At 70.5% G+C, this 21,063-nt stretch carries 13 protein-coding genes and 1 pseudogene; 7 read left to right on the top strand and 7 right to left on the bottom strand.

What is annotated here, in order from left to right; all coding sequences use genetic code 11:
- Positions 1-31: 31 nt before the first annotated feature.
- The 5 genes from ACWDVB_RS10235 to ACWDVB_RS10215 are packed head-to-tail and all read left to right on the top strand — an operon-like array spanning position 32 to position 12,220.
- Positions 32-1,768: a fatty acyl-AMP ligase gene (locus tag ACWDVB_RS10235; RefSeq protein ID WP_451514335.1), complete on the top strand. Its 1,737-nt coding sequence runs from the start codon at positions 32-34 to the stop codon at positions 1,766-1,768.
- Positions 1,765-8,226, top strand: a complete 6,462-nt coding sequence (locus ACWDVB_RS10230) for an SDR family NAD(P)-dependent oxidoreductase (RefSeq protein ID WP_451514336.1) — start codon at positions 1,765-1,767, stop codon at positions 8,224-8,226. Before ACWDVB_RS10235 ends, ACWDVB_RS10230 begins: the two co-directional genes overlap by 4 nt.
- Positions 8,219-9,799: an acyl-CoA carboxylase subunit beta gene (locus ACWDVB_RS10225; RefSeq protein ID WP_451514337.1), complete on the top strand. Its 1,581-nt coding sequence runs from the start codon at positions 8,219-8,221 to the stop codon at positions 9,797-9,799. Before ACWDVB_RS10230 ends, ACWDVB_RS10225 begins: the two co-directional genes overlap by 8 nt.
- A gap of 28 nt (positions 9,800-9,827) precedes the next feature.
- Positions 9,828-10,826, top strand: coding sequence for an alpha/beta hydrolase (locus tag ACWDVB_RS10220; protein WP_451514338.1), 999 nt, complete (start codon positions 9,828-9,830; stop codon positions 10,824-10,826).
- 50 nt (positions 10,827-10,876) lie between these two features.
- Complete coding sequence (locus tag ACWDVB_RS10215; protein WP_451514339.1) at positions 10,877-12,220, top strand: helix-turn-helix domain-containing protein; 1,344 nt, start codon at positions 10,877-10,879, stop codon at positions 12,218-12,220.
- A gap of 69 nt (positions 12,221-12,289) precedes the next feature.
- On the opposite strand, the gene ACWDVB_RS10210 is transcribed toward ACWDVB_RS10215, so the two are convergent.
- From ACWDVB_RS10210 to ACWDVB_RS10200, 3 genes are all read right to left on the bottom strand, one after another.
- Complete coding sequence (locus tag ACWDVB_RS10210; RefSeq protein ID WP_451514340.1) at positions 12,290-13,588, bottom strand: MFS transporter; 1,299 nt, start codon at positions 13,586-13,588, stop codon at positions 12,290-12,292.
- Positions 13,585-14,682 (bottom strand): PLP-dependent cysteine synthase family protein, encoded by a 1,098-nt coding sequence (locus ACWDVB_RS10205; protein ID WP_451514341.1) that lies wholly within the window; start codon positions 14,680-14,682, stop codon positions 13,585-13,587. The genes ACWDVB_RS10210 and ACWDVB_RS10205 overlap by 4 nt, the downstream gene beginning before the upstream one ends.
- A gap of 689 nt (positions 14,683-15,371) precedes the next feature.
- Positions 15,372-15,827 (bottom strand): hypothetical protein, encoded by a 456-nt coding sequence (locus ACWDVB_RS10200; RefSeq protein ID WP_451514342.1) that lies wholly within the window; start codon positions 15,825-15,827, stop codon positions 15,372-15,374.
- 349 nt (positions 15,828-16,176) lie between these two features.
- On the opposite strand from ACWDVB_RS10200, the pseudogene ACWDVB_RS10195 reads away from it, so the two are divergent.
- Both ACWDVB_RS10195 and ACWDVB_RS10190 read left to right on the top strand, forming a co-directional pair.
- Positions 16,177-16,497 (top strand): annotated as a pseudogene (locus tag ACWDVB_RS10195) (transposase); the annotation flags it as partial.
- 75 nt (positions 16,498-16,572) lie between these two features.
- The gene (locus ACWDVB_RS10190; RefSeq protein WP_451514343.1) at positions 16,573-17,238 is read left to right on the top strand and encodes a HalD/BesD family halogenase; all 666 of its coding nucleotides are present in this window, start codon (positions 16,573-16,575) and stop codon (positions 17,236-17,238) included.
- A 144-nt stretch (positions 17,239-17,382) separates the two neighbouring features.
- On the opposite strand, the gene ACWDVB_RS10185 is transcribed toward ACWDVB_RS10190, so the two are convergent.
- The 4 genes from ACWDVB_RS10185 to ACWDVB_RS10170 all read right to left on the bottom strand — a co-directional run bounded on the left by ACWDVB_RS10185 (position 17,383) and on the right by ACWDVB_RS10170 (position 21,036).
- A complete protein-coding gene (locus ACWDVB_RS10185; RefSeq protein WP_451514344.1) occupies positions 17,383-17,553 on the bottom strand; it encodes a hypothetical protein in 171 nt (56 codons plus the stop codon).
- Between the two features lie 785 nt (positions 17,554-18,338).
- Positions 18,339-19,103: an SAM-dependent methyltransferase gene (locus tag ACWDVB_RS10180; RefSeq protein ID WP_451514345.1), complete on the bottom strand. Its 765-nt coding sequence runs from the start codon at positions 19,101-19,103 to the stop codon at positions 18,339-18,341.
- 62 nt (positions 19,104-19,165) lie between these two features.
- On the bottom strand, positions 19,166-20,872 hold the full coding sequence (locus ACWDVB_RS10175) for a S8 family serine peptidase (RefSeq protein ID WP_451514346.1): 1,707 nt from the start codon (positions 20,870-20,872) through the stop codon (positions 19,166-19,168).
- Positions 20,869-21,036: a hypothetical protein gene (locus ACWDVB_RS10170; protein ID WP_451514347.1), complete on the bottom strand. Its 168-nt coding sequence runs from the start codon at positions 21,034-21,036 to the stop codon at positions 20,869-20,871. Before ACWDVB_RS10170 ends, ACWDVB_RS10175 begins: the two co-directional genes overlap by 4 nt.
- Positions 21,037-21,063: the final 27 nt, after the last annotated feature.

The following is a 21,063-nucleotide window of genomic DNA, read 5'->3' as shown; positions in this document are numbered from 1 at the left end:
CCCTGTCCCTTCCATCCTTGCTGAGAGTCCGATGAAGCTGCAAAGAGCCGAATTCACCACCACCTCCGACCCCGACGCCCCGGTCCTGGAGCCGCTGTCCGGCCTGCTCCGCCGTTCTGCCGAATCGCGCGGTGACGAACCCGCTGTCACCTACCTCGATCACTCCCGAGTCCGCGACGGCGTAGCTGTCACCGTGACCTGGAGAGAGCTTGACGCACGCGTCGACGCCGTGGCCGCGTGGATCCGGCCCCGGGCGTCCGCGGGGGACCGGGTCGCCGTGATGTGCGCCCAGTCGATCGACTACCTCGCGTCGTTCCTCGGAGTGATCCGCGCCGGGCTGATCGCGGTGCCGCTCTTCCCTCCGGGTGACGCCCGGCAGTGGCCGAGGTTGTCCGCCGTACTCGCCGACTGCGCGCCGAGCCTGCTGCTCACCACCTGGCGTGAGGTCCACGCCGTGCAGGAGTTCGCGGGCACCGAGGGTCTGTCCGACGCCGGAGTGGTCGCGGTCGACGCTCTGCCCGCCCCCGGTGAGCGGTTCGCCGAACGCGCATGGACCGACCCCGACGACGTCGCCTACCTGCAGTACACCTCCGGGTCCACCCGGGTCCCGGCCGGCGTCATGGTGAGCCACCGCAACGTCCTTGTGAACTCCCGGCAGGTCGTCGACGCCTTCGGCATGCGGTCCGGGCACACCGTGAACGTCTCCTGGCTGCCGCTGTTCCACGACATGGGACTGGTCGTCGGGCTCACCGCCCCCGTGGTGTCGGCGACCCGGTCGGTGCTGATGGATCCGATGGCGTTCCTGGCCGACCCGGGCCGGTGGCTGCGCGCGATGTCGGCCAACCCGGGCGCGATCACCGCCGCTCCGAGCTTCGCCTACGCCTATGCCGCGACGCGTGTCGCCGAGCCCGATCGCCTGCTGCTGAACCTCGGCCATGTCGTCGCGCTGGTCGACGGCAGCGAGCCGGTCCTGCCCGGGAACATCGAGCTGTTCCGGGAGTCGTTCGCCGCCTGCGGCCTGCCGCCCCAGGCTCACCGCCCCGCCTATGGGCTGGCCGAGGCGACCGTACTGGTGTCTGCCTCCCCCGCCGGGGAAGGACCGCGGGTCATCCGCCTCGACCGCGACGCCCTCGCGGCTGGACGCGCCGTCGAACCGGTAGGCAAGAAGGCGGTGGCCATGCTCGTCAGCTGCGGGCTGCCTGCCGACCAACGGATACGGATCACCGACCCGGCCACGGCCGCGCCGCTGGCAGCGGGCCGCGTGGGAGAGATCTGGGTCAGCGGCGAGAACGTGGGCCTGGGCTATTGGGGCAGGCCTCGGGAGACAGCGGCCGTCTTCGTCGAGGACGGGGAGAGCCGCTGGCTGCGCACCGGCGATCTCGGCGTGGTCGTCGACAGCCACCTCTACATCACCGGACGCATCAAGGACCTTGTGGTCATCGACGGACGCAACCACTACCCGCAGGACATGGAGATCACCGCCGAGCAGGCACACCCCGGCATACGCAGGCACGCGGTGGCAGCCTTCGGAATCCCGACCGGCGACGGCGAACGCCTGGTCCTGCTCGCCGAGCGGGCCAAGGGCGTAGAGCCGGGCTCAGCCACCGACAGCGACATCATCACCGCGGTGCGGGCCGCGCTCGCCGACGTGCACGGCATCGGCCTGAACGACATGGTGCTGTTGGAGCCAGGAGAGCTGCCCCGTACTTCCAGCGGCAAGATCAGCCGGTCCGGTGGCCGGGCACGCTACCTGGGGAGCGCGTCGTGACGGCCGCGCCGCGCGACGAGCGCGAGTGGCTGCTCTGGCTACGCAACCGCGTAGGCGCCGAGTCGGGTCACGAGCTGACCGACGCCGACCTGTCCCGCCCGCTGCGTGACTGCGGGCTGTCCTCGCGGCAGACAGTCGCCATCGCCGCCGCCATCGCCCGCCGGACCGGGCGCGATCTGCCCCCCACTCTGCTGTGGAGCGCGCCCACGGTCACCGACCTGGCGAAGGTGCTCGCCGACGCCGCCGGCCCGAAGGAAGCGGCTGAGGCTCGCGCGGCCGAGTTCCCGCCGATCGCGGTGGTGGGCCTGGCGTGCCGGGTTCCCGGCGCCGCCACGGCCGAGGAGTACTGGGCGCTCCTGCTCGAGGCCCGTGACGCGGTCGGCGAGGTCCCCGCACAGCGCTGGCCACAGGCAGGCAACGACGTGCCGCGACAGGCAGGGGTGCTCGCCGACATCGCCTCGTTCGACGCCGAGTTCTTCGGGATCTCCTCCGAAGAGGCCGCAGTGATGGACCCGCAGCAGCGGCTGCTCCTGGAGGTCGCCTGGGAGGCCCTGGCCCACGCCGGAATCCCGCCGGGGCGACTGCGGGGCACGGACACAGGCGTCTATGTCGGGTTGTCGGCCACCGAGTACTCGCTGCTCACCCTCGCCGACGCGACCAGGGTCGACGCGTGGTCGAGCCAGGGCGCGGCCGCCTCGATCACGGCCAACCGGCTGTCCTACGCCCTTGGCGTCCACGGCCCCAGCATGACCATCGACACCGCGTGCTCGTCGTCACTGGTGGCCGTGCACCAGGCGGCGCGCGCACTGGCACTCCACGAGGCCGACACCGCCCTGGCCTGCGGAGTCAACCTGCTGATCACACCAGGGGTGAGCGCGTCGTTCGCCGCCGCCGGCGCGTTGGCCCCGGACGGCCGGTGCAAACCGTTCGACGCCGCCGCGGACGGCATCGTCCGCGGCGAGGGCTGCGGTGTCGTCGTCCTCAAGCTGCTTGCCGACGCCCGCCTGGCGGGGGACCGGGTTCTCGCCGTGATCCGTGGCGGAGCCGTGAACTCCGACGGCCGCTCCAACGGGCTGCCGGCCCCCAATCCGCTGGCTCAGCAGCGACTGCTGCGCCAGGCGTACGCCTCGGCCGGGGTCCCGCCGTCCACCGTCGACTACGTGGAAGCGCACGGGACCGGCACCCTGCTCGGCGATCCCATCGAGGCGACCGCCCTGTCGGCGGCCCTCGCCGCCGACCGCCCCGACAACCAACCGCTGCTCACCGGTTCGGTCAAGAGCAACATCGGCCACCTGGAGGGAGCCGCGGGCATCGCCGGTCTGATCAAGACCGTGCTGGCCCTACGCCACGGCCGCATCCCGGCCAGCCGCAACTACACCGAGCCCAACCCCCACATCGACATGGAGCGGCTGCGGGTCGTCACCGAGACCACCGCGTGGCCTCGCTACTCGGGCCATGCCCGCGCCGGGGTGTCCGCGTTCGGTTTCGGCGGCACGAACGCCCACCTCGTCGTCGAAGAATGGCCGCACGCCGCACCACCGGCCGGGCAAGCGCAGCGGCGTCCGGCGGTGATCGGGCTGGGGGCCCCGACCACCGACCGGCTCGCCCGCGACGCCCGAACGCTCGCCGACTGGCTGACCGAGCGGGATGTGAGGCCGGATCAGCTGGCCGCCGCGCTGGCCCACGGCCGCGACCACGGCACCTGCCGCGCGACGATCGTCGCCACCGAGCGATCCGATGTCCTGGCCGCCCTGAGAGCCCTCGCCTCGGGTCGCCCCCACGAACTGCTGGACACCGCGCGGCCCTCCCCTGTGCTGGACAAGGCACCGGTGTTCGTGTTCTCCGGCTACGGGTCTCAGTGGCCGGCGATGGGCGCCAGACTCCTCGAGGAGGAACCGGAATTCGCCCGCAAGGTCTCCGAACTGGACGACGACTACGCCGACCTGGCGGGATTCCTGCTCTCGGAAGCCCTGGGCGACAACGTGGGGGCCCAGGGCTTCCGGATCCACCAGCCCGCACTGTTCGGCATGCAGCTAGCGCTGGCCGAGCTGTGGCGCGCCCACGGCGTGACCCCCGGCGCGGTGGTCGGACATTCCGTCGGTGAGATCGCCGCCGCCGTCGTGGCGGGGGCACTGACCGCCCGTGACGGCCTTCGGGTGGTGCTTGCCCGCTCCGCCCTGCTGGCCGGTGTCGAGGGCGCCGACACCGGGGCGATGGCCGTGGTCGAACTGACACCGGCCGAACTCGCCGAGCTGGGTGGGACGTTCCCCTCCGTCACCGTCGCCGTCTACGCGTCCCCGGCACAGTGCACCGTCAGCGGGCCGCGCGAACAGGTCGCCGCCCTGGTCGCCCACGTCGACGCGCGCGGCGGCATGACACGGACACTGAACGTGGGCGGAGCCGGACACTCAGCGGCAGTGGACCCACTGCTGGGCCGGTTCCGCGCCGACCTCGGGCGGATCCACTCCGCCGCACCCACGATTCCCCTGTACTCCAGCGTCACCGACGACCCCCGCGGAGAGGCCGCCTTCGCCGCCGACTACTGGGTGGCCAACCTGCGCCGGCCGGTCCGGTTCACCCAGGCCGTCGCGGCCGCCCTCGACGACGGCCACCGGGGCTTCGTCGAGATATCCCCGCACCCCATCGCGACGATCGCCGTCGAGCAGACCGCCGCCGGCCGGGAGCCGGCCGCCTACGCGCTGGCGACCGTACGCCGTGACCCGGACCGCTTGACAGGGGGATTCGCCGCCGCGGTGGCGCGCGCCCACGTCCTGGGCCACCCCGGCGCCCTGCTCGCCCGGCACCCCGACCGAGTGGTGCTCGACCTGCCCGCGCCGGGCTGGGAACACCGCAGACACTGGGTCTCGCCCGCCCCGGCGAGCCGGCCCGCCGGCGGTCATCCCATGCTGGAGGCGGGGAACGAACTACCCGACGGCGACGGGCACGTGTGGTTCGGCGACGTCGGCCTCGCCGACCACCCATGGCTGGCCGATCACACCGTCGACGGCGTACCGGTGCTGCCCGCAACCGCTCACATCGAGCTGATGCTCGCCGCCGGACGGTCGGTGCTCGGTCCTGTCGAGGTGCACGACGTGGTGCTGCACCGCATGCTTCCGCTGTCCGAGCGCGCACGGGTATGCCTGCGCGGGCGCCGGACCGGCACCGGACTGGCTGTGCGCGTGTACGGACCGGCGGGGGACCGGCACGTCCTGCTGGCCGAAGCCACCGCCGTGCCGGCCCGGGGCAACCGGTCCGACGCCTTCGCCGTGCCCGACGGCGACCCGGTCGATCTCTACCCGCGTCTCGACGGCGTCGGCCAGCACTACGGCCCGGCGTTCCGTGCGCTGCGTACGGCCACGACCTCTGGCGGCACGGCCCAGGCCGACCTCGCCGTGCCCGAGCACCTGCGCATGCGCCGGTTCCACCTGCACCCCGCCCAGGCCGACGCATGCCTGCACGCGCTGGCCGCGGCGGTCGACGCCGACGAGGCCGCACACACGGCGTGGCTACCGGTCCGGTTCGGCAGGGTGCGCCTGATGGGTGACGCTGCCGCCGGGGTGCGGGTCCGGGCCAGGCTCGCGCCGGCAGGAGAGGGGACCGTCCGCCGAGGAGACGTACAACTCCTCGACGCCCGTGACCAGGTGGTGGCGGAGTTTGAGGCCGTCGAATGCGCCCCCCTGCCCGCAGGGGAAGTCCCCCTGGGCCTCGACCGGCTCGGCCACCACGCCGTCTGGACACCGCTGCCGCACGACGAGCCGCTGCGGCGGGCGGGCACTCACGTGTTGCTCGAGCACGGAGCCACGTGGACGGCCGAGCTCGCCGACGAGATCACCGCACGCGGGGGAAAGGTGCACCTGGCCCCGGCGCACGAAGCCGCCGCCCACGCCGCCGGCCGTGACAGCGTCGTCCTGGCCGTCGGCGCCTCTTCCGCACCGCTCGATCCGCGATCAGCCCGGACACTCGTCGCCTCTGTCGCGGGCGTCGTCCGTACCCTGGCCGAACTTGACGCTCCGCCGCGGCTGTGGATGGTGACCCGGGGCGCGGCCTCGACCACCGACGATCAGTCAGGGGACCCGGGTCGGGCGGCGCTGCGTGCGCTGGTCCGCGTACTCGCCTTCGAACACCCGGAACTGCGTGCCACCCTGGTGGACATCGACCCGGCGGCGCCCACCGGACAGGCCGCCGCGGAGGCTGCCGCGGACATCCTCGTGTCGGCGCCGGACGACGAGGTCGCATGGCGCGCCGGCGTACGGTACGTGCGCAGGCTGCGGGGCGGGGCGCCCGAGCCGGGCACCCCGCGCACACCCGTCGTACGGCCGGGCTCCTACCTGATCACCGGCGGCCTCACCGGCCTCGGCCTGGCCACCGCCGAGTGGCTGGCCGAACGGGGCGCGACCCGGCTGGTGGTCGCAGGCCGCCGGCTCCCCTCGCCCGCCGCGGCCGAGAGCATCGGCCGGATGCGCTCGGTGGGCATCGAGGTGGCCGTGGTCACCGGAGACATCGCCGACCCCGACACCGCGGGCCGCATGGTCGCCGAAGGCAGTGCGGACGGTATCCCGGTCCGCGGCGTGATCCATGCCGCAGGCGCCCTCGCGGACGCGGCCGTGGTCTCCCTGACCGACGACCGACTCGCCGCCGCCTGGCGCGCCAAGGCCGACGGCGCCCTGCGGCTGCACGAGGCGACAGAGGCGCTCGATCTGGACTGGTGGGTGGACTACTCATCGGCCGCGGCCCTGCTCGGTTCCCCGGGGCAGAGCGCCTACGCCACCGCGAACGCCTGGCTCGACGCCTTCGGCGCCTACCGGCGGGCCCAGGGCGTTCCGGTGGTGACCGTCCACTGGGGAGCCTGGTCCGGCATCGGTGCCGCCGCCGCGACGGCAGAGTCCGCGGCCGCTCGACTCAGCCCCGACGAAGGGTTTGCCGTGCTCGGGGAGCTCCTGGCCGCGGGAGTGCCCCAAGTCGGTGTGTTCCGGCTGGACATGACCGCCGTGCGCGCCCTGTTCCCCGAAGCGGCGGACCGTGCCTACCTCGTGGAGCGGGCGGCACCGGCGCAGTCTTCGACGAGGCCGGTCGTCGACGACACGCCGGAGGCGATCACCGGTCATCTGCTCGCCGTGTTCGGCGAGCTGCTGCGCGTCGATGTGGCAGCACTGGATCCCGATGTGCCGCTGACGTCGCTGGGTCTTGACTCGCTCACCGCCATGCGGGCCCGCTCCACCGTCGAACGCGACATCGGGGTGCCACTTCCCCTCCCGCTGCTGCTGCGTGGCGCCTCGACCGCCGAACTCGCTGCCGCACTGGCCGAGCGGCTCGCCACCGGCACGACAGCGGGGCCCCGGCAGCGGGCGAGTACCGAGAAGGCGCCGGGACCAGGACCGCGTGACACCGCTGAGCGCTGGGTCGCCCGGCACTGGCGTCGCGTACTCGGCGGCCACGGCCACACCGTCGACGTCACGCTGGACACCGCAGGAGCCGGGGAGTCGGAGCTGACCCGCCTGGCGCAGGAGTTGACCGCCGGTCTGCCCGGCACCGGCCCGGTCCGGCTCACCGGCACGGACACGATCGCGGCCATCGCCGACCTCCGGCGCGACCGCATCGAAGGGGGCACCAACGGTCCGGTACGCGTGCTCGCGGACCACGGACGCGACCTCGCGCTGTTCCTGTTCCACCCGGCGGGCGGGCCCACAACGGTCTACCAGCCACTTGTCGAGCAGATCGGCCCGACGGCGAACTGCTACGGGCTGGAGCGGCTCGACACCGTCGACGCCATGGAGGACAAGGCAGCCGCCTACATCGACGTGATCCGCCGCCTGCGCCCGGACGGGCCCTACCGGCTCGGGGGATGGTCCTTCGGCGGCTGCCTGGCATACGAGGTCGCGCGGCAACTGACCGCCGCCGGGGCCGAGGTCGACCTGTTGTTCCTGATCGACTCCATCCTCCCCCTGCCCACCGACGACATCGAGAAGGCACGCCTCGCCCGGGTCGCGCGGTTCGCCGAGCACATCGAGCACACCTACGGCGTGCCGCTCGGTCTGGACGTTCCCGGCAACGGCAACGGCAACGGCAACGGCAACGGGACTGACCTCGACCTGTTCGACCAGGTCATGGCACGCATCCGCGAGCGGGTGCCGGAGATGGGACAGGCCGTCCTGCGCCACCAGTACACCTCCTACGTCGACGCACGCATCGCCGAGGGCTACCGGCCGGAGCCGTACACGGGCCCGGTCCTGCTCTTCCGCGCCGCCGAACCGCACCCCCTCACCACCTCGCTGGACCCACGCTATCTGCGCACGGACACCGCCCTGGGCTGGGGAGCCACCTGCTCCGACCTCGAAGTCGTACACGTCCCCGGAGACCACATCTCCATGATCGATCCGCCCCACATCGACGTCGTCGCACAACGGCTGGCCTTCGAACTGGAGCGGAACACACGCGTCACAGGAGGCCACCGTGCATGACGGCAACCCCGACAGCACCTCCTTGGGCATCGCGGACCTGCTCGCACGCGACGAGGAGGTCCTGCGAGTCAATGAGAAGAACGCGGTCGAACGCCAGCACTCCAAGGGCAAGTTGACCGCGCGCGAGCGGATCGACCTGCTGGTCGACGCAGGCTCCTTCAGCGAGTTCGACCGCTTCGCCCGGCACCGCTGCACCGACTTCGGCATGTCGGGCAACCGCCCCTACGGCGACGGCGTGGTGACCGGCCAAGCCACTGTGGGGGGACGCCCCATCTGCGTGTTCTCCCAGGACTTCAGCATCCTGGGCGGCAGCCTCGGCGAGGTCTTCGGCGAGAAGGTCATCAAGGTGATGGACCGGGCCCTCGACATCGGGTGCCCGATCGTGGGCATCAACGACTCCGGCGGGGCCCGCATACAAGAGGGGGTGGCGTCGCTGGCGTACTACGCCGAGATCGCCATGCGCAACGTCGCCGCTTCCGGCGTGGTGCCGCAGATCTCGCTGATCCTCGGGCCTTGCGCGGGCGGGGCGGTCTACACCCCGGCCCTCACCGACTTCACCGTGATGGCCGACGAGACGGCGCACATGTTCGTCACCGGACCCGACGTCGTCGCCGCCGTCACCGGGGAACGCGTCAGCGCCGCCGACCTCGGCGGCGCCGCCGTCAACAGCACGGTGTCCGGCAACGCCCACTACCGAGCCGGCGACGAGCACGACGCCGTCGACTGGGTCCGGACCCTGCTGGGCTACCTCCCGGCCAACAACGTGGATGCCGCTCCCACTTACCCATCCGCCGCCGGCGACGAGCTCACTGTCACCGACCGGGCGCTGGACTCTCTCGTCCCCGGCGACCCCAACCAGTCGTACGACATGCGCAAACTCGTCGCCACCCTCGCCGACGACCGCGAATTCCTCGAAGTGCACGACGGCTTCGCGCCCAACATGCTCTGCGCATTCGCCCGCATCGAGGGCGACACGGTCGGCGTCGTGGCGAATCAGCCCCGCCACATGGCCGGAGTCATCGACATCGACGCCTCCGAGAAGGCGGCCCGCTTCATTCGGTTCTGCGACGCCTTCGGTATCCCGCTGCTCACCCTGGCCGACGTCCCCGGCTACCTGCCCGGAGCGGCCCAGGAGCGGGCGGGCGTCATCCGACGCGGAGCGAAACTCGTCTACGCGTATGCGGAGGCGACTGTTCCGAAGGTGACCGTGGTGGTCCGCAAAGCCTACGGGGGCGGCTACGCGGTCATGGGCTCCAAACACCTGGGAGCCGACATCAACCTCGCCTGGCCAACGGCGGAGATCGCGGTCATGGGCGCCGAGGGCGCCGTCGCCATCCTGCACCGTCGCACTCTGCGTGAGGCCGATGAAGGCGACCGTGACCAGGTCCGACAAGCACTGGTGGACGACTACCGGGCCAGGGCGGCGTCGCCGTACGCGGCGGCCGAGCGAGGCTACGTCGACCGCGTCATACGCCCGGCGACGACGCGCGTCGAGGTGGCGCGGGCGCTTCGCTCGCTCCGCTCGAAACGCAGACGGCTCCCCGAGCGCAAGCACGGGAACATCCCGCTGTGACTCCCGCCCCCCATGGAAGGAACGAGCAATGAAGTCTGTGCGCGGACGTCGTACGGCAGTCGTGGCACTCCTGGCCGCCGCACTGGCCGGGAGCCTTCTCACCCCCGGCGCCGCCCCCGCCGCGGAGGCCGCCGCGTCCGTGCGCGCCGACGACGGCGCCGGCGTCGTGCGCGAGACCCGTATCGACGACCGCACCCTTGACCTGGAGATCAGCTCGCCCGCACTCGGCCGGCGAGCGATGGTCCGGGTCCTTCTCCCCGAGGGCTGGGACAGCCGATCCGACCGGACCTGGCCGACCCTGTGGCTGCTGCACGGCTGCTGCGAACCGGCCGACTACCGCTCATGGACCCAGTTCACCGACGTCGAGAAGTTCACCGCCGACAAGGAGGTGATGGTCGTCATGCCCTCCGACGGCGCGGCCGGAATGTACACGGCCTGGTGGAACTACGGTCTGGGTTCCCAGCCCGATTGGGAAACCTTTCACGTGACCGAGACGCGGCAGATCCTCGAACGCAACTACCGGGCGGGCACCCAGCGGTCCGTGGCCGGCCTGTCCATCGGCGGATTCGGCGCCATGCACTACGCGTTCCGGCACCCGGACCTCTTCGGGGCCGCCGCCTCCTACAGCGGAATGCTCAACACGCTCTCCTTCGGCGTGCCCGGACTGATAAAGACCATCCTCGTTCGGGAAGGGTTCTGGAACTGGACGGCCCTGTGGGGCGAAGAGCGCTGGACCAAGGAGGTGTGGCGGTCCCACAATCCGTACGACAACACCGAACCACTGCGCGGGAAGCCGCTCTACGTCTCGTCCGGAAACGGTCGGCCTGGTGATCTCGCACCGGACGAGGGCGCGGACGCGCTCGAACCCGCAGCTCTGGGTACGTCCCAGGAATTCGTCGAAAAGGTCCGTGACAACGGAATTACGGTGACCAGTGATTTCTACGGAAACGGCACACATGATTGGCCGTACTGGGAACGCGCGTTGCACCGGTCCTGGCCCACTCTTGCCCAAGGGCTCGGTTCGTGAGAAGAAGCTGTGTGCAGGAGACCACACCGTGTCGGCTGGAGGTGCTCCGAGTGGGAAGGAACAACGTCTCGGCCCACGACCCTTGGCTGGAGTTGCCGGTCGAGATGGCCCATGTGCTGCGGCCCCGGCTGGACACCATCGCCGCCGAGATGATCGAGGCCATTCAGCACACCGTGGCCAGCTACCGCAGTCCACTCGATTCCTACGTCGGACGCGACTTGGTGGGCGCGGTCCGGCGCGCCGTGTACCAGTTCGTGGAACTCATCGAGTACCCCAGCCGGCCGCAGGACCAAGCTGCCGCATACTTCCGCGGACTCGGCCGCACGGAGTTCTTCGCCGGCCGCGACCTCGACCACCTGCAGGAGGCGTACCGCGTCGGGGCGCAGGTCGCCTGCCGACGCTACGTCGACTTCGCCCGTCAGGCCGATCTGCCGCTCTCGGCGGTGCTGCGCCTGGGCGAGGCGGTGCTGGTCCACATCAACGCCTTGGCCAACGAGTCGACCAAGGGCTATGCCGAGGCCAAGGCGGTGAGCACCGACGAGGTCGCCCATCATCGCCGCGCGTTGGCCGAGCGCCTCCTGCAGCGATACGGGGACGAGGGCACTCCACTGGAGGTCCTGGCCGACAAAGCGCGGTGGCCGCTGCCCGACCGGGTCTCCTGTCTGGTCGTGGAGAACCAAGCCATGCCACCGCTCGGACAGTTCGACGACGTGCTGTACGTCACGCGCGGCACCGAACTGCGTGCGGTCTTCCCGGCCACGGGTCAGCTCGAACGGGAGCACCGCCTGCGGGCGGCATTTCCGGACAGACGTACGGTCGTGGGCCCCGCGGTTCCCCTGGCGAAGGCGTGGCTGTCGCTGCACTGTGCCCGCCTGACCGTGCACCATATTCGCCGAGGCCACCTTCCCGGCGACCAGTCTCTGGTGAAGGCTGAATCACATCTGACCGACCTCATTCTGCTGGCAGGCGAGCCCATCAGCGAATTGGTGGTCGAACGGCTGATCGGCACCCTTGAAGGACTCTCTCCGAGCAAGGCCAAACGCCTTGAGGAGACGCTCCGTGCCCTGCTCGCCTCCTGGAGCCGGTCCGCGCCAGAGGTCGCCGCGGCACTGGGGATCCACCCCCAGACCGCGCGCCACCGGCTGCGTCAGCTCGATGAACTGCTCGGTGACCGCCTCGGCGACGCGGACTTCCGGTTCGACGCCGAGCTGGCTTTGCGCCTCGCGTCCACTTTCGCATGCTGGAGGCAGTGGGCCGGTGCGGAGTTGGCCGGAACGCCCAGCCCAGGGAACGCCTCAGCCAGGGCGCTGGCCGGCGGCCGTGACGCCCGTTCGACGCCAGGCCCCTCCCCCTTGCCGCGTCGTGAGGGTCAGGGGGCCGGAGGGGCCTCCTGAAGTACGAGGACATGGCGGAGCCGAGGGGCGGAGCGGTTCGTCCGCCCCTCAGCCGCGGGACGCGGCGTGTTACGCGATGACGGGCCGGCTGTCGGGGGCAGCCGGTGTCAGCCGTCCGCTGCGGTGCAGGCCGTTGAGGGCCACGGCGCAGGCGAGGCCGAGCGCCAGGAGCGCTAGCCAGGGCAGCGCGGGAAGGCCCGCTTCCCGGGCCGTGTCGAGTGCGGCGCCGGTCAGCAGGTTCCCCAGGGTGATGCCGATGCCGCAGATGGTGCTGTAGAGCCCGTAGTGGGTGGCGACGAGGCGGTCCCCGCAGAGGCGGACGATGGTGTCCATCTCGAAGGGGTACGCGATCATCGTGCCCACTGCGAGCAGAAGGGCCGAGAGCGCCGGCGGCACTGCCGCGAGCAGCCAGCGTCCTGGGCCGCCGTCCGGCACGGGCAACGGCATCACGGCGAGGAGCGGCACGAAAGCCGCGCCCATGGTGACGAGCCCCCATGTGAGCGCCCGCCCAGGCTCCATCCGCTCCTTGCACCAGGCTGTCACGCGTGTCTGAAAGACGATGGTGGTGAGCCCGGAGACGGCGAAGAGCAGAGCCGTCGCCGCTGTGCCGGCCTCTCCGGCGCCTCCCAGCCGGCGTACCTCCAGCGGCAGCGCCAGGTAGACCTGGAAGGAGAGGACGTACGAGCCGATCATGGCCACGGAGAAGAGCAGGAAAGGCCGGTTGGCCACCATCGCGCGCCACTGCGCCAGCACGCCCGCCCGCTCCGTGCCCACGCCGGTGCTCTTGTCGGCGGCCCGGCGCGCGGGAAGCGCACGTACCTGGACCGCGCTCAGGAGCGCGAAGATGCCCGCGGACACCAGGCAGGTGGTGCGGAAGTCCACGGCCGTCAGCATCATGCCGACCAGAGGGCCGAGCAGGATGCCGGCCTGGTAGAAGACGTTGAACAGCGCGAAGGCCTCAACTCGGCGATCGCCCGAGTCCACCGCGAGGTAGGCGCGGACGGCCGGATTGAACAGTGCTCCGGCAAGACCGGTTGCCGCCGAGGCGGCCAGTAGCGCGGGCAGCGAGTCGACCAGGCCGAGCGTTGCGAACCCGACGGTACGAAGGACACATCCAGCGATGATCAGAGGCTTGTACCCGAACCGGTCGGCGAGCGTACCGCCCACCAGGAACATGCCCTGTTGCGTGAAGTTCCGTACCCCCAGGACCAGCCCGACCACCCATCCGGCGAGGCCGAGCGAGCCCGACAGATGCGCGGCCAGGTACGGCATCAGCATGTAGAAGCCCAGGTTGATGGTGAACTGATTCACCATCAGCAGCTGCACGCTGCGCTCGTACGTTCTGACCTGCCGCAGGGTGCCCTTCATCGGACGTCCTCGGTCGCGGCGGCCAGGGTCAGCGGGTCGACGACGTCCGTGCACCGGGTCCAGCGGGTGACTTCCTTGTCGTCAGGCCGCGAGATCTCATCGGGTTCGGCAGCCGGGGGGTGGTCCAGCAGGCCGTGGGCCTCGCAGTACTCGTCGTCGTACACCGTCCCGAGGTAGCGCTGCGGGCCGTCGGGGAAGACGGCTGCGATACGGGTGTCGGCGGGCAGGGTCCTGGCCATCCAGCCGGCCGCGAGGGCGACCGCGCCGACACTCCAGCCGCCGGTCGTGTAGTGCGAGGAGGCGAGCTGGCGGCAGGTCCACACCGCCTCGGCCGGGGCGACCCAGTGCACCTCGTCGAAGTTCTCGTACGCCACGTTGCGGGGGTAGATGCTGGAACCGAGGCCGCGCATGAGACGCGACCGCGCGGGCTGGCCGAAGATCGTCGAGCCGATGGTGTCGACACCGACGACGCGCAGGTCCGGATAGAGCTGCCGCAGTACGCGGGACACGCCCGCGGAGTGTCCGCCGGTGCCGACACTGCACACCAGTACGTCGACATGGCCGAGCTGGGCGGCGAGCTCAAGGGCGAGCGGGGTATAGGCGGTGGTGTTGTCGGGGTTGTTGTACTGATCCGGGCACCAGGACCCGGTGTACTCGGTGAGCAGTTCGGTCACGCGGTCGCGGCGGGCCTGCTGCCAGCCACCCTCGGGGTGCGGCTCGCCGACCACATCGACCTGGGCGCCGTAGGCGGCGAGAAGCCGGGTCATGGACGGCTCAAGACCGGGGTCGGTGACCAGGGTGACGGGGTGCCCGTACACCATGCCGGCGAGCGCCAGGCCGAGGCCCAAAGTGCCGCTGGTCGATTCGATGATCCGGCCGCCGGGCACCAGTTCGCCGCGGCTCCGTGCGCGTTCGACCATGTGCAGGCCGGGACGGTCCTTTATGCCGCCGGGGTTGCAGCCCTCCAACTTGGCCCAGAAACCGTGCCCTTGCGGGGTCAGCGGCTCGGACATGTGCAGGACCGGTGTGTTGCCGACCAGCCCGGAGATGGCTGTTCGTGTGGCGGGCGCATCGGTGGTGATCAGGGAGTGCATCGTTTCGCTCTCGTCGAAGTCGGCGTGTCCGGTGCGGGGTTCGGCGCGCGCACCGCGGTGCGGGCGGCGGCCGTGTGTTCACGGCCGCGGAGACGAGCCCTATATGCGCCACCGACAGACGGCGATGAGCGTTGTTCTGGAGGTCGCGGCGTAGGCCGTTCTGACCTGCGTGAGTCCGCAGGACGGGCGCGTCGTCGCCGCGGTCACTCCGGTGCTGGATGGCGCGTCACGGGGAGGTCCGCCGGTGTTGCGCGGAGCGGTCCTGCTGTCTCCGCCACGATCGGACGAGCAGGTAGGCGAATCATCCAGCGCCTGACGAGATACGAACCCATCCGTCGACGACGCCTCCACGGCGCTGAGCGGCCGCACGCCGGGCCCGTGCCCGTCACCTGCCGCGGTCAGATGGTGCGGACAGGCGAGGGCGCTCGCCAGCAGTACGGCGAAGACAATGGCGACGAAGTGACGGGTCCAGGGCGGCGCTTGGGGGACCGGATGACGCGGGAGGAACGACAGCACAGCGGCTCCGCACGGCTGCCCGAGCCCGCGCGAAGAACACGACGGAGCGGAGGACAGCGGTCAAGGATCGGTGAGATGGCAGGCGGGGCCGTCGCGTGGCAAACACGTACACAGCGGAGCGAACGAGGAGCGGTTCGCGCGCCGATGACGGCCGACTGGGGCTGCTGTCGGACCTAGGTCCGAAGGACCGCTGCCTGCTGGGAGGGTGGCGGGGCATGGGCCTCAGGCCCGGAGCCGCCCGAGGAGGTGATCCCGCCGCCCGGGCCGCCGTACTCGAAGGCCGAACCCAGAGCCGAGACGCAGGGCGCCGCGAGGGACGGGCCGTCCTGAGGCTGCCCGGAGAGGCACTCGCCCGCAGCGTGGGAAGAGCCTTCGTCGTGGCCGTGGCCGCGGGAGCCGTCGCTGGCGGGCTCGGAAGTGTCGGCGTGCCCCGCAGCCGATTCAGAGGCGCGGTCCACGGCGATGGAGGAGGTCACTATCGCCGGGGTTGTGTGCGCCGACGCGCCTTCCACCCCGATGCCGTGTGCGTAGAGCACAGCGAGGAGGAGGGCACCCAGCCACCACAGGCGCGACGTACGCGGCGCGCAGCCGGTACGTCGTACGCCGAAAGGCGACCGGGTCGTCATCATGACGTGATGCTAACCGTTGTGGTGCGAGAGCCCGTGCACACCTCGTGGAACTCGGCGTTAACAAGCCATGAAGCGTGTCGCAGGTGGTTCAACTGGCTGAGGGCTGTCAAGGGTGCCTCTTCGGCCATCTCTCAAGCCATGTCATGACTTTGACATCATGATCGAGGACCATCGGCGGGTACTGCTGTCGGAGCGGCTGCTCGATCACGGTGGCCTGCCCGGGCCCGAGCACCGACCGCCGTGGAGCTGGAGTACCCACTCGTGCTGACCCGAGCACGGCTCCTTCGTGCACAGTCGGCACCGCGCCATCACCTCACTGCGCCGCCGTGCGACCGACCCCTCGGTGGGCACCGGGGTGCAGTGGCGGGGGCTGCCCGAACGCTTCGGCCCGTGGAAGACCGTCCACAAGCGGCACTTGCTGTGGTCGGCCGACGGCACCTGGGACAGGCTCCTGCGGCACGTTCAGTCCGCCGCCGACGCTGACGCCGAAGGCGGCATCGACTGGAACATCAACGTCGACTCCACCATCACGCGCGCTCACCAGCACGCCGCAGGAGCACCTCGGGCTCCACCGCCCCCGCCGATCCCTTCAAAAGGGGGAGGCCGAAGGTCAGTGCGCGGCTGCCGCCCATGGCGATGCCGCACCAAGATTCACATTGCCGCGGAGGGCCACGGCGAAGCCGTCCACGACGCCCGTGCGCGATGGGGCGACATGGTTGGGGACGAAGCCGGGTAAAGCGTGTCCGTGCTGTCCTTACCCGAGTACACCCGTGTCCTGCACGACCGCTTCGCCGCCGACGGCTACCTGCCCCTGCCCGCACTGGTGCCGCCTGAGGTGCTGCCGGTCCTCGACAGCGAGGTGAGACGGCTGGGAAAACTCGCCGTACGACGGGACTTCTCCATGGAATGCATGGACCGGTCACCCCGGCACATGACCACCCTCGGCGGCAACGCCATCGCCCGAGACTCCGAACTGATCCCACAGCTGTACCGCGACGAGCATCTGCTCGACCTTCTCAGCCGGATCGCGGGCCTTCAGGCCGTCCCAGTGAGCGACCCCCTCGAACGCCACGTCATCAACAGCCTCCACCAGCAAGGCGATACCCACGGAGCTCACACCGACGACTACCCCCTGGCCCTGGTGCTGTTCACCGAAGCCGCGGCCGACCCCGCCCACGGCGGACTCCTGGAATACGCCCCCCACACCGTCAACCTGAACATCCTCCGGACCGACGCCGCCAGACTGGCCCACCACCGGCCCGGTGACGGCTACCTCCTGCGCAGCGACACCACGGCCCATCGCGTCACTCCTCTGCGCCGACCCGGCCTGCGCCGTACGGTCCTCAACTTCGCGTACACGACACCAGAGCGGCAACAGGCTGTGACACACTCCGCCTCCCTGCTGTACTGACCACGCTGTACTGACCACAGCACCGTCGTCAGCTGCCTCACGCACCTTGCCCCTGACGTGCGAACCGGCCAACGGTGGGTGAGACGGAGGCAGGCTTGGCGGGATGGGGCAACGGTTCAGCGATCTGCCCCTATGGTGGCGCTGCTACCGGCAGCCGGAGGAGTCACACACCCACTTCCGCAAGCCCGGCAGGTCGTAGTGCCCGCTCTTGATGATGCCCTTCCCGAAGGAAGGGTCAGCCGGGTCCCATGTGGCGTCGGCCAGACCGGCGTCCTGTCCGGAGATCTTCCGGAAGGCCGCCCGATCCAGGTCCATTCGGTCCTCGTCAGGCCCTGCACGGCCGTGATCCGGCTCAAGTCCATGTCCGAGCCCTTGACCCCGCAGAACACCCGGTTGGTGTCCAGGTCCTTCTCCGCCTGGTAGTCGTGCCAGGAGACGCCTGGCTGCCCTTGAGCATGCCCGCCATGGGAGCTGCGGGGATATGGGCGGGCCGAGGCTAAGTGGCCGGGCCTGCGCGGAGCCGGCGTCCAGCGTCACCGGGAGCAAGGCCAGGCCTGACAGGAGTGCCGCAGCCGCGGCCGTCGTGGTCTTCACGACCCATCAACGACCCCACCGTCGCTCTTGGGCAGTGCGGCAGCAGCGCAACAGTGGGCGCGACCCTCGTCGCAACCTCGTGCTTCTGGCCGGCCGAGGCGGCCGGTCACGCCGCCCGCCTGGACCGCTCCCCGGGCGCGGGCATGCTTCTTCGTATCCTCGTTGCTGAACTCCCATACGTGCAGAGCTGAATGTCATCCCGCGTGGAGGCGACGGAGTCATCAGCTCCATAGTCCGGGGCAGGCGCCGGTAGAGGTCAGCCAGGAGGCCGAGGTGGGCCAGCGTTTATCTCTGCACGTCCGAGGCGGGTGATGACGGCAGTGCCGTCGAACGGGCCCAGACTCAGCAGCCGCATACCGTCGGGCCAGCCTGGTCGGCCGCGCCGCGAACTCCACGACGGCTGCCTCACCGCCACCGGCCCGAGATGGAGTACGACCGTCATGCCGCAGCGAAGATTCCGCACCCCGGACGAAGGTCATCGCATCTGCCTGTGGTTGGCCAGGGCTTCAGCCCTGCATGAAGTCGAGGGGAGAGGTCGCCGCGCTGAGGCGGGGGACGCAGAGCGTGCTCATGGTGTGCGCACTGGGGTGATCGAGGTCGGAGAGGGGCAGCGGTTGCACGGAGGGTCCGGCCGTGCTGGTGCCGGAGCTGGCGTGGACGTAGTGCACGACGTGGTCAGGAGGGTAGAAGCGAAGGAGGTGGTCGCGCAGTTCGGTCATGGTGGTGCTGGTCTCCATGCGGGGTTCCGTTCGCATGTCAGGTCCGTGTTGGACACCGAATACGGGGGCTTGGGGCAGGACCAGGTTGGCGTCGGTGTTCGGCCGCACCCGACGGTGGACGAAGACGGTGGCTTCCCATACTTCGAAGCCGAAGAAGGGCTCGATGTTGAGGTCGGCCCAGATGCTGTCCAGGTGTGAGGCTGCGTGGGTGACGTGGACAGTCAGACCACGAGTCGGTGCTTGCGCAAGAAGGCGGTGGCTGACCAGTGTGCCTACCATGGCGCTGCCATAGGTCGCGAGGGCCACGGGAGGAGTGGCTGCGGCGGCGTCGAGCACGATGTCGAGCCACTCCTGGTAGGTCTCCAGTCGCTCCTTCTGGCTACCGTAGTGCGTGAAGAGGTTCTCCATGGGCGGCAATCCGAAGTCGGGCGCGTGCAGCGGGGGGATACCGAAGACGCGGTTGCAGCGTTTCAGCACTGCCAGCGCCTCGAGAGTGAGGTCGTTGGGCAGGCGCATGCCGTATCCGACGAGGTGGATGTCGGCTTCCGGCACGACGAGGTTCCACGGGACGTGCAGTTCGCCAGCGGTGGAAGGGGACGCTTGAGGGTGTGCGGTCATGGCGTACTCCGGTTGTGGTGGTGACAGTGCCAGGCGATTGCCTGGCGCACGGCTGAGGGCAGTGGGCTGCCGACATCCACGGTGAGCCGGCACAGAGCGGGTGCGTCAGGACCGCTTTCGTGATTGACGAGCCGGAAGGCGACGTCCCAGCAATCCCCGCCCGTACGGTGCAGCCTGCTCTTGTCCACGTCGATGTGCTGCAGGACGTGTCCGTGGGCGGTGGCGTAGGTGAGTGCGGAATGTGGCTGCAGTGCGGCGCTGACGGCGAAGTTCAGGGCCCGGTGACGTGCGGACAACCCGGGGTTGCGCAGCTTGCGGGAAAGCCACGCAAACAGGTCGTGCAGCGCTCGGCTGCTTCGGTGGCTGTCACCGCAGGAGGGAAAGGCCCGTTCGGGATCACAGTGGTGCACTCCCCGTGGAAGCTCGATGTCCACCACGGGGACACTGCGGCCGGAGGCCACGGTGACGCTCTGACCGCTCAGTCGGCCAGGTACACATACCCAGCCGCCGTATGTGCCGCTCTGCTCCGCCAAGAGCCGCCGCAGGAGGTGCATACCGCGCGGCGCGAAGGGGCCCACCGTCCGCAGGGCATAGAGGGGGACGCCGTCCCGGTCGAGGGTCAAGGAGGGCGCACGGGTGCCGCCGTGGAGCGAGGCGTCGGTTCCGTGCCGGTCATGGGGCATTCGCATTCGGGGAGCCAGGGGCTCATCAGGGAGGCGGGCAGCAGGAGCCAGGGTGCCTGTCGCGTAGACGAGGGGGCGCAGCGCTGGTGTTACGGGACGCGACGCGGGACTGTGCGGGCTCGTGCTTGTCGAGCGACGTACCGACCGGAGCACTGAACGGGTCGCTGCCGGTACGTCGAGCCTTCCTGCCAGGCAGCGCGCCGCGTCTCCCTGGGCTTGTTCGGAGGCGGTTGACTGAGCGGTGCCGAGCAGTGCGTTGCGGATCACCTGTGTGTCCACGTGTACGCCGTGTTGCTGCTGGAGGCTTGCCAGCAGCGCTGCTACACCGCTGACGATGGGGGTGGCGATGCTGGTGCCCTGGTGGGTGGTGGTCCCGCCGCCGGGGACCGCTGCGCGCAGGGCTGCGCCCGGTGCGACGATGCCGTGGTGGCGAAATGGTGGGCCCCAGTTGCTGTACTGGAACACGTGGCCGTTGTCACGGTGGGCGCCGACTGCCAGGACTTGGGGCAGGATCCCAGGTACGACGTAGTTGCGGCCGTAGTCGTTGCCGGTCGGTGCGATGACCAGCACACCGCCGCGGGTTGCGGCGTCGATCGCCTGGGCGAGCAGAGGGTCGACTCCCTGGGAGCGAGTGGGCTGGGCGGCAGTGAAGTGGATGATGTGGGCTCCCGCCTGTACCAGGGTGTCGATGGCGCGGGCCGCGTTCAAAGGGTCTAGTACGGTGTGCTGGTCTCGCAGGGCGGGAACCAGGACACCTCGGCAGCGCGGGGTGAGGCCGGCGGCCGAAGTGCCGTGCCGGCCGAAGAGGATGCTGGCCGTGAAGGTGCCGTGTTCCCGGGCGAGAGGGTGGACGGGGCCCGCGGGTAGCCAACTGGGACGGATGACTGTCAGGTCCGCGCCGTCGAAACACGGATGTGCCAGGTCAGGCGGCCCCTCAACCACCCCGATGACCACGCTGGGGTCTCCTGTGGTGTGTTGCCAAAGCTCTGCAATGCCGGGAATGGCCTCGATTTTCGTCATGAGCGCCGCTCCACGGCGGTGCCCGCGGTACGCGCGCGGGTGATGTCGCGGTGAGGTGGCGCAGCCGGGGGCTGCTGGGTGGAGAGGCGCATGCGGTTGTGGTCGGGGAGGAGGAAGGCCGGCGGGTCGTGGACGACGGAAGCGGGACCGGAGTGCAGTGGCATGTCCGGTGCCGTTCGTTCAGATCGAGG

The organism is Streptomyces sp. NPDC003379 (assembly GCF_053589195.1).
Note: the sequence above shows the minus strand (reverse complement) of the source record. Positions and strands in the feature narration are given on the sequence as shown.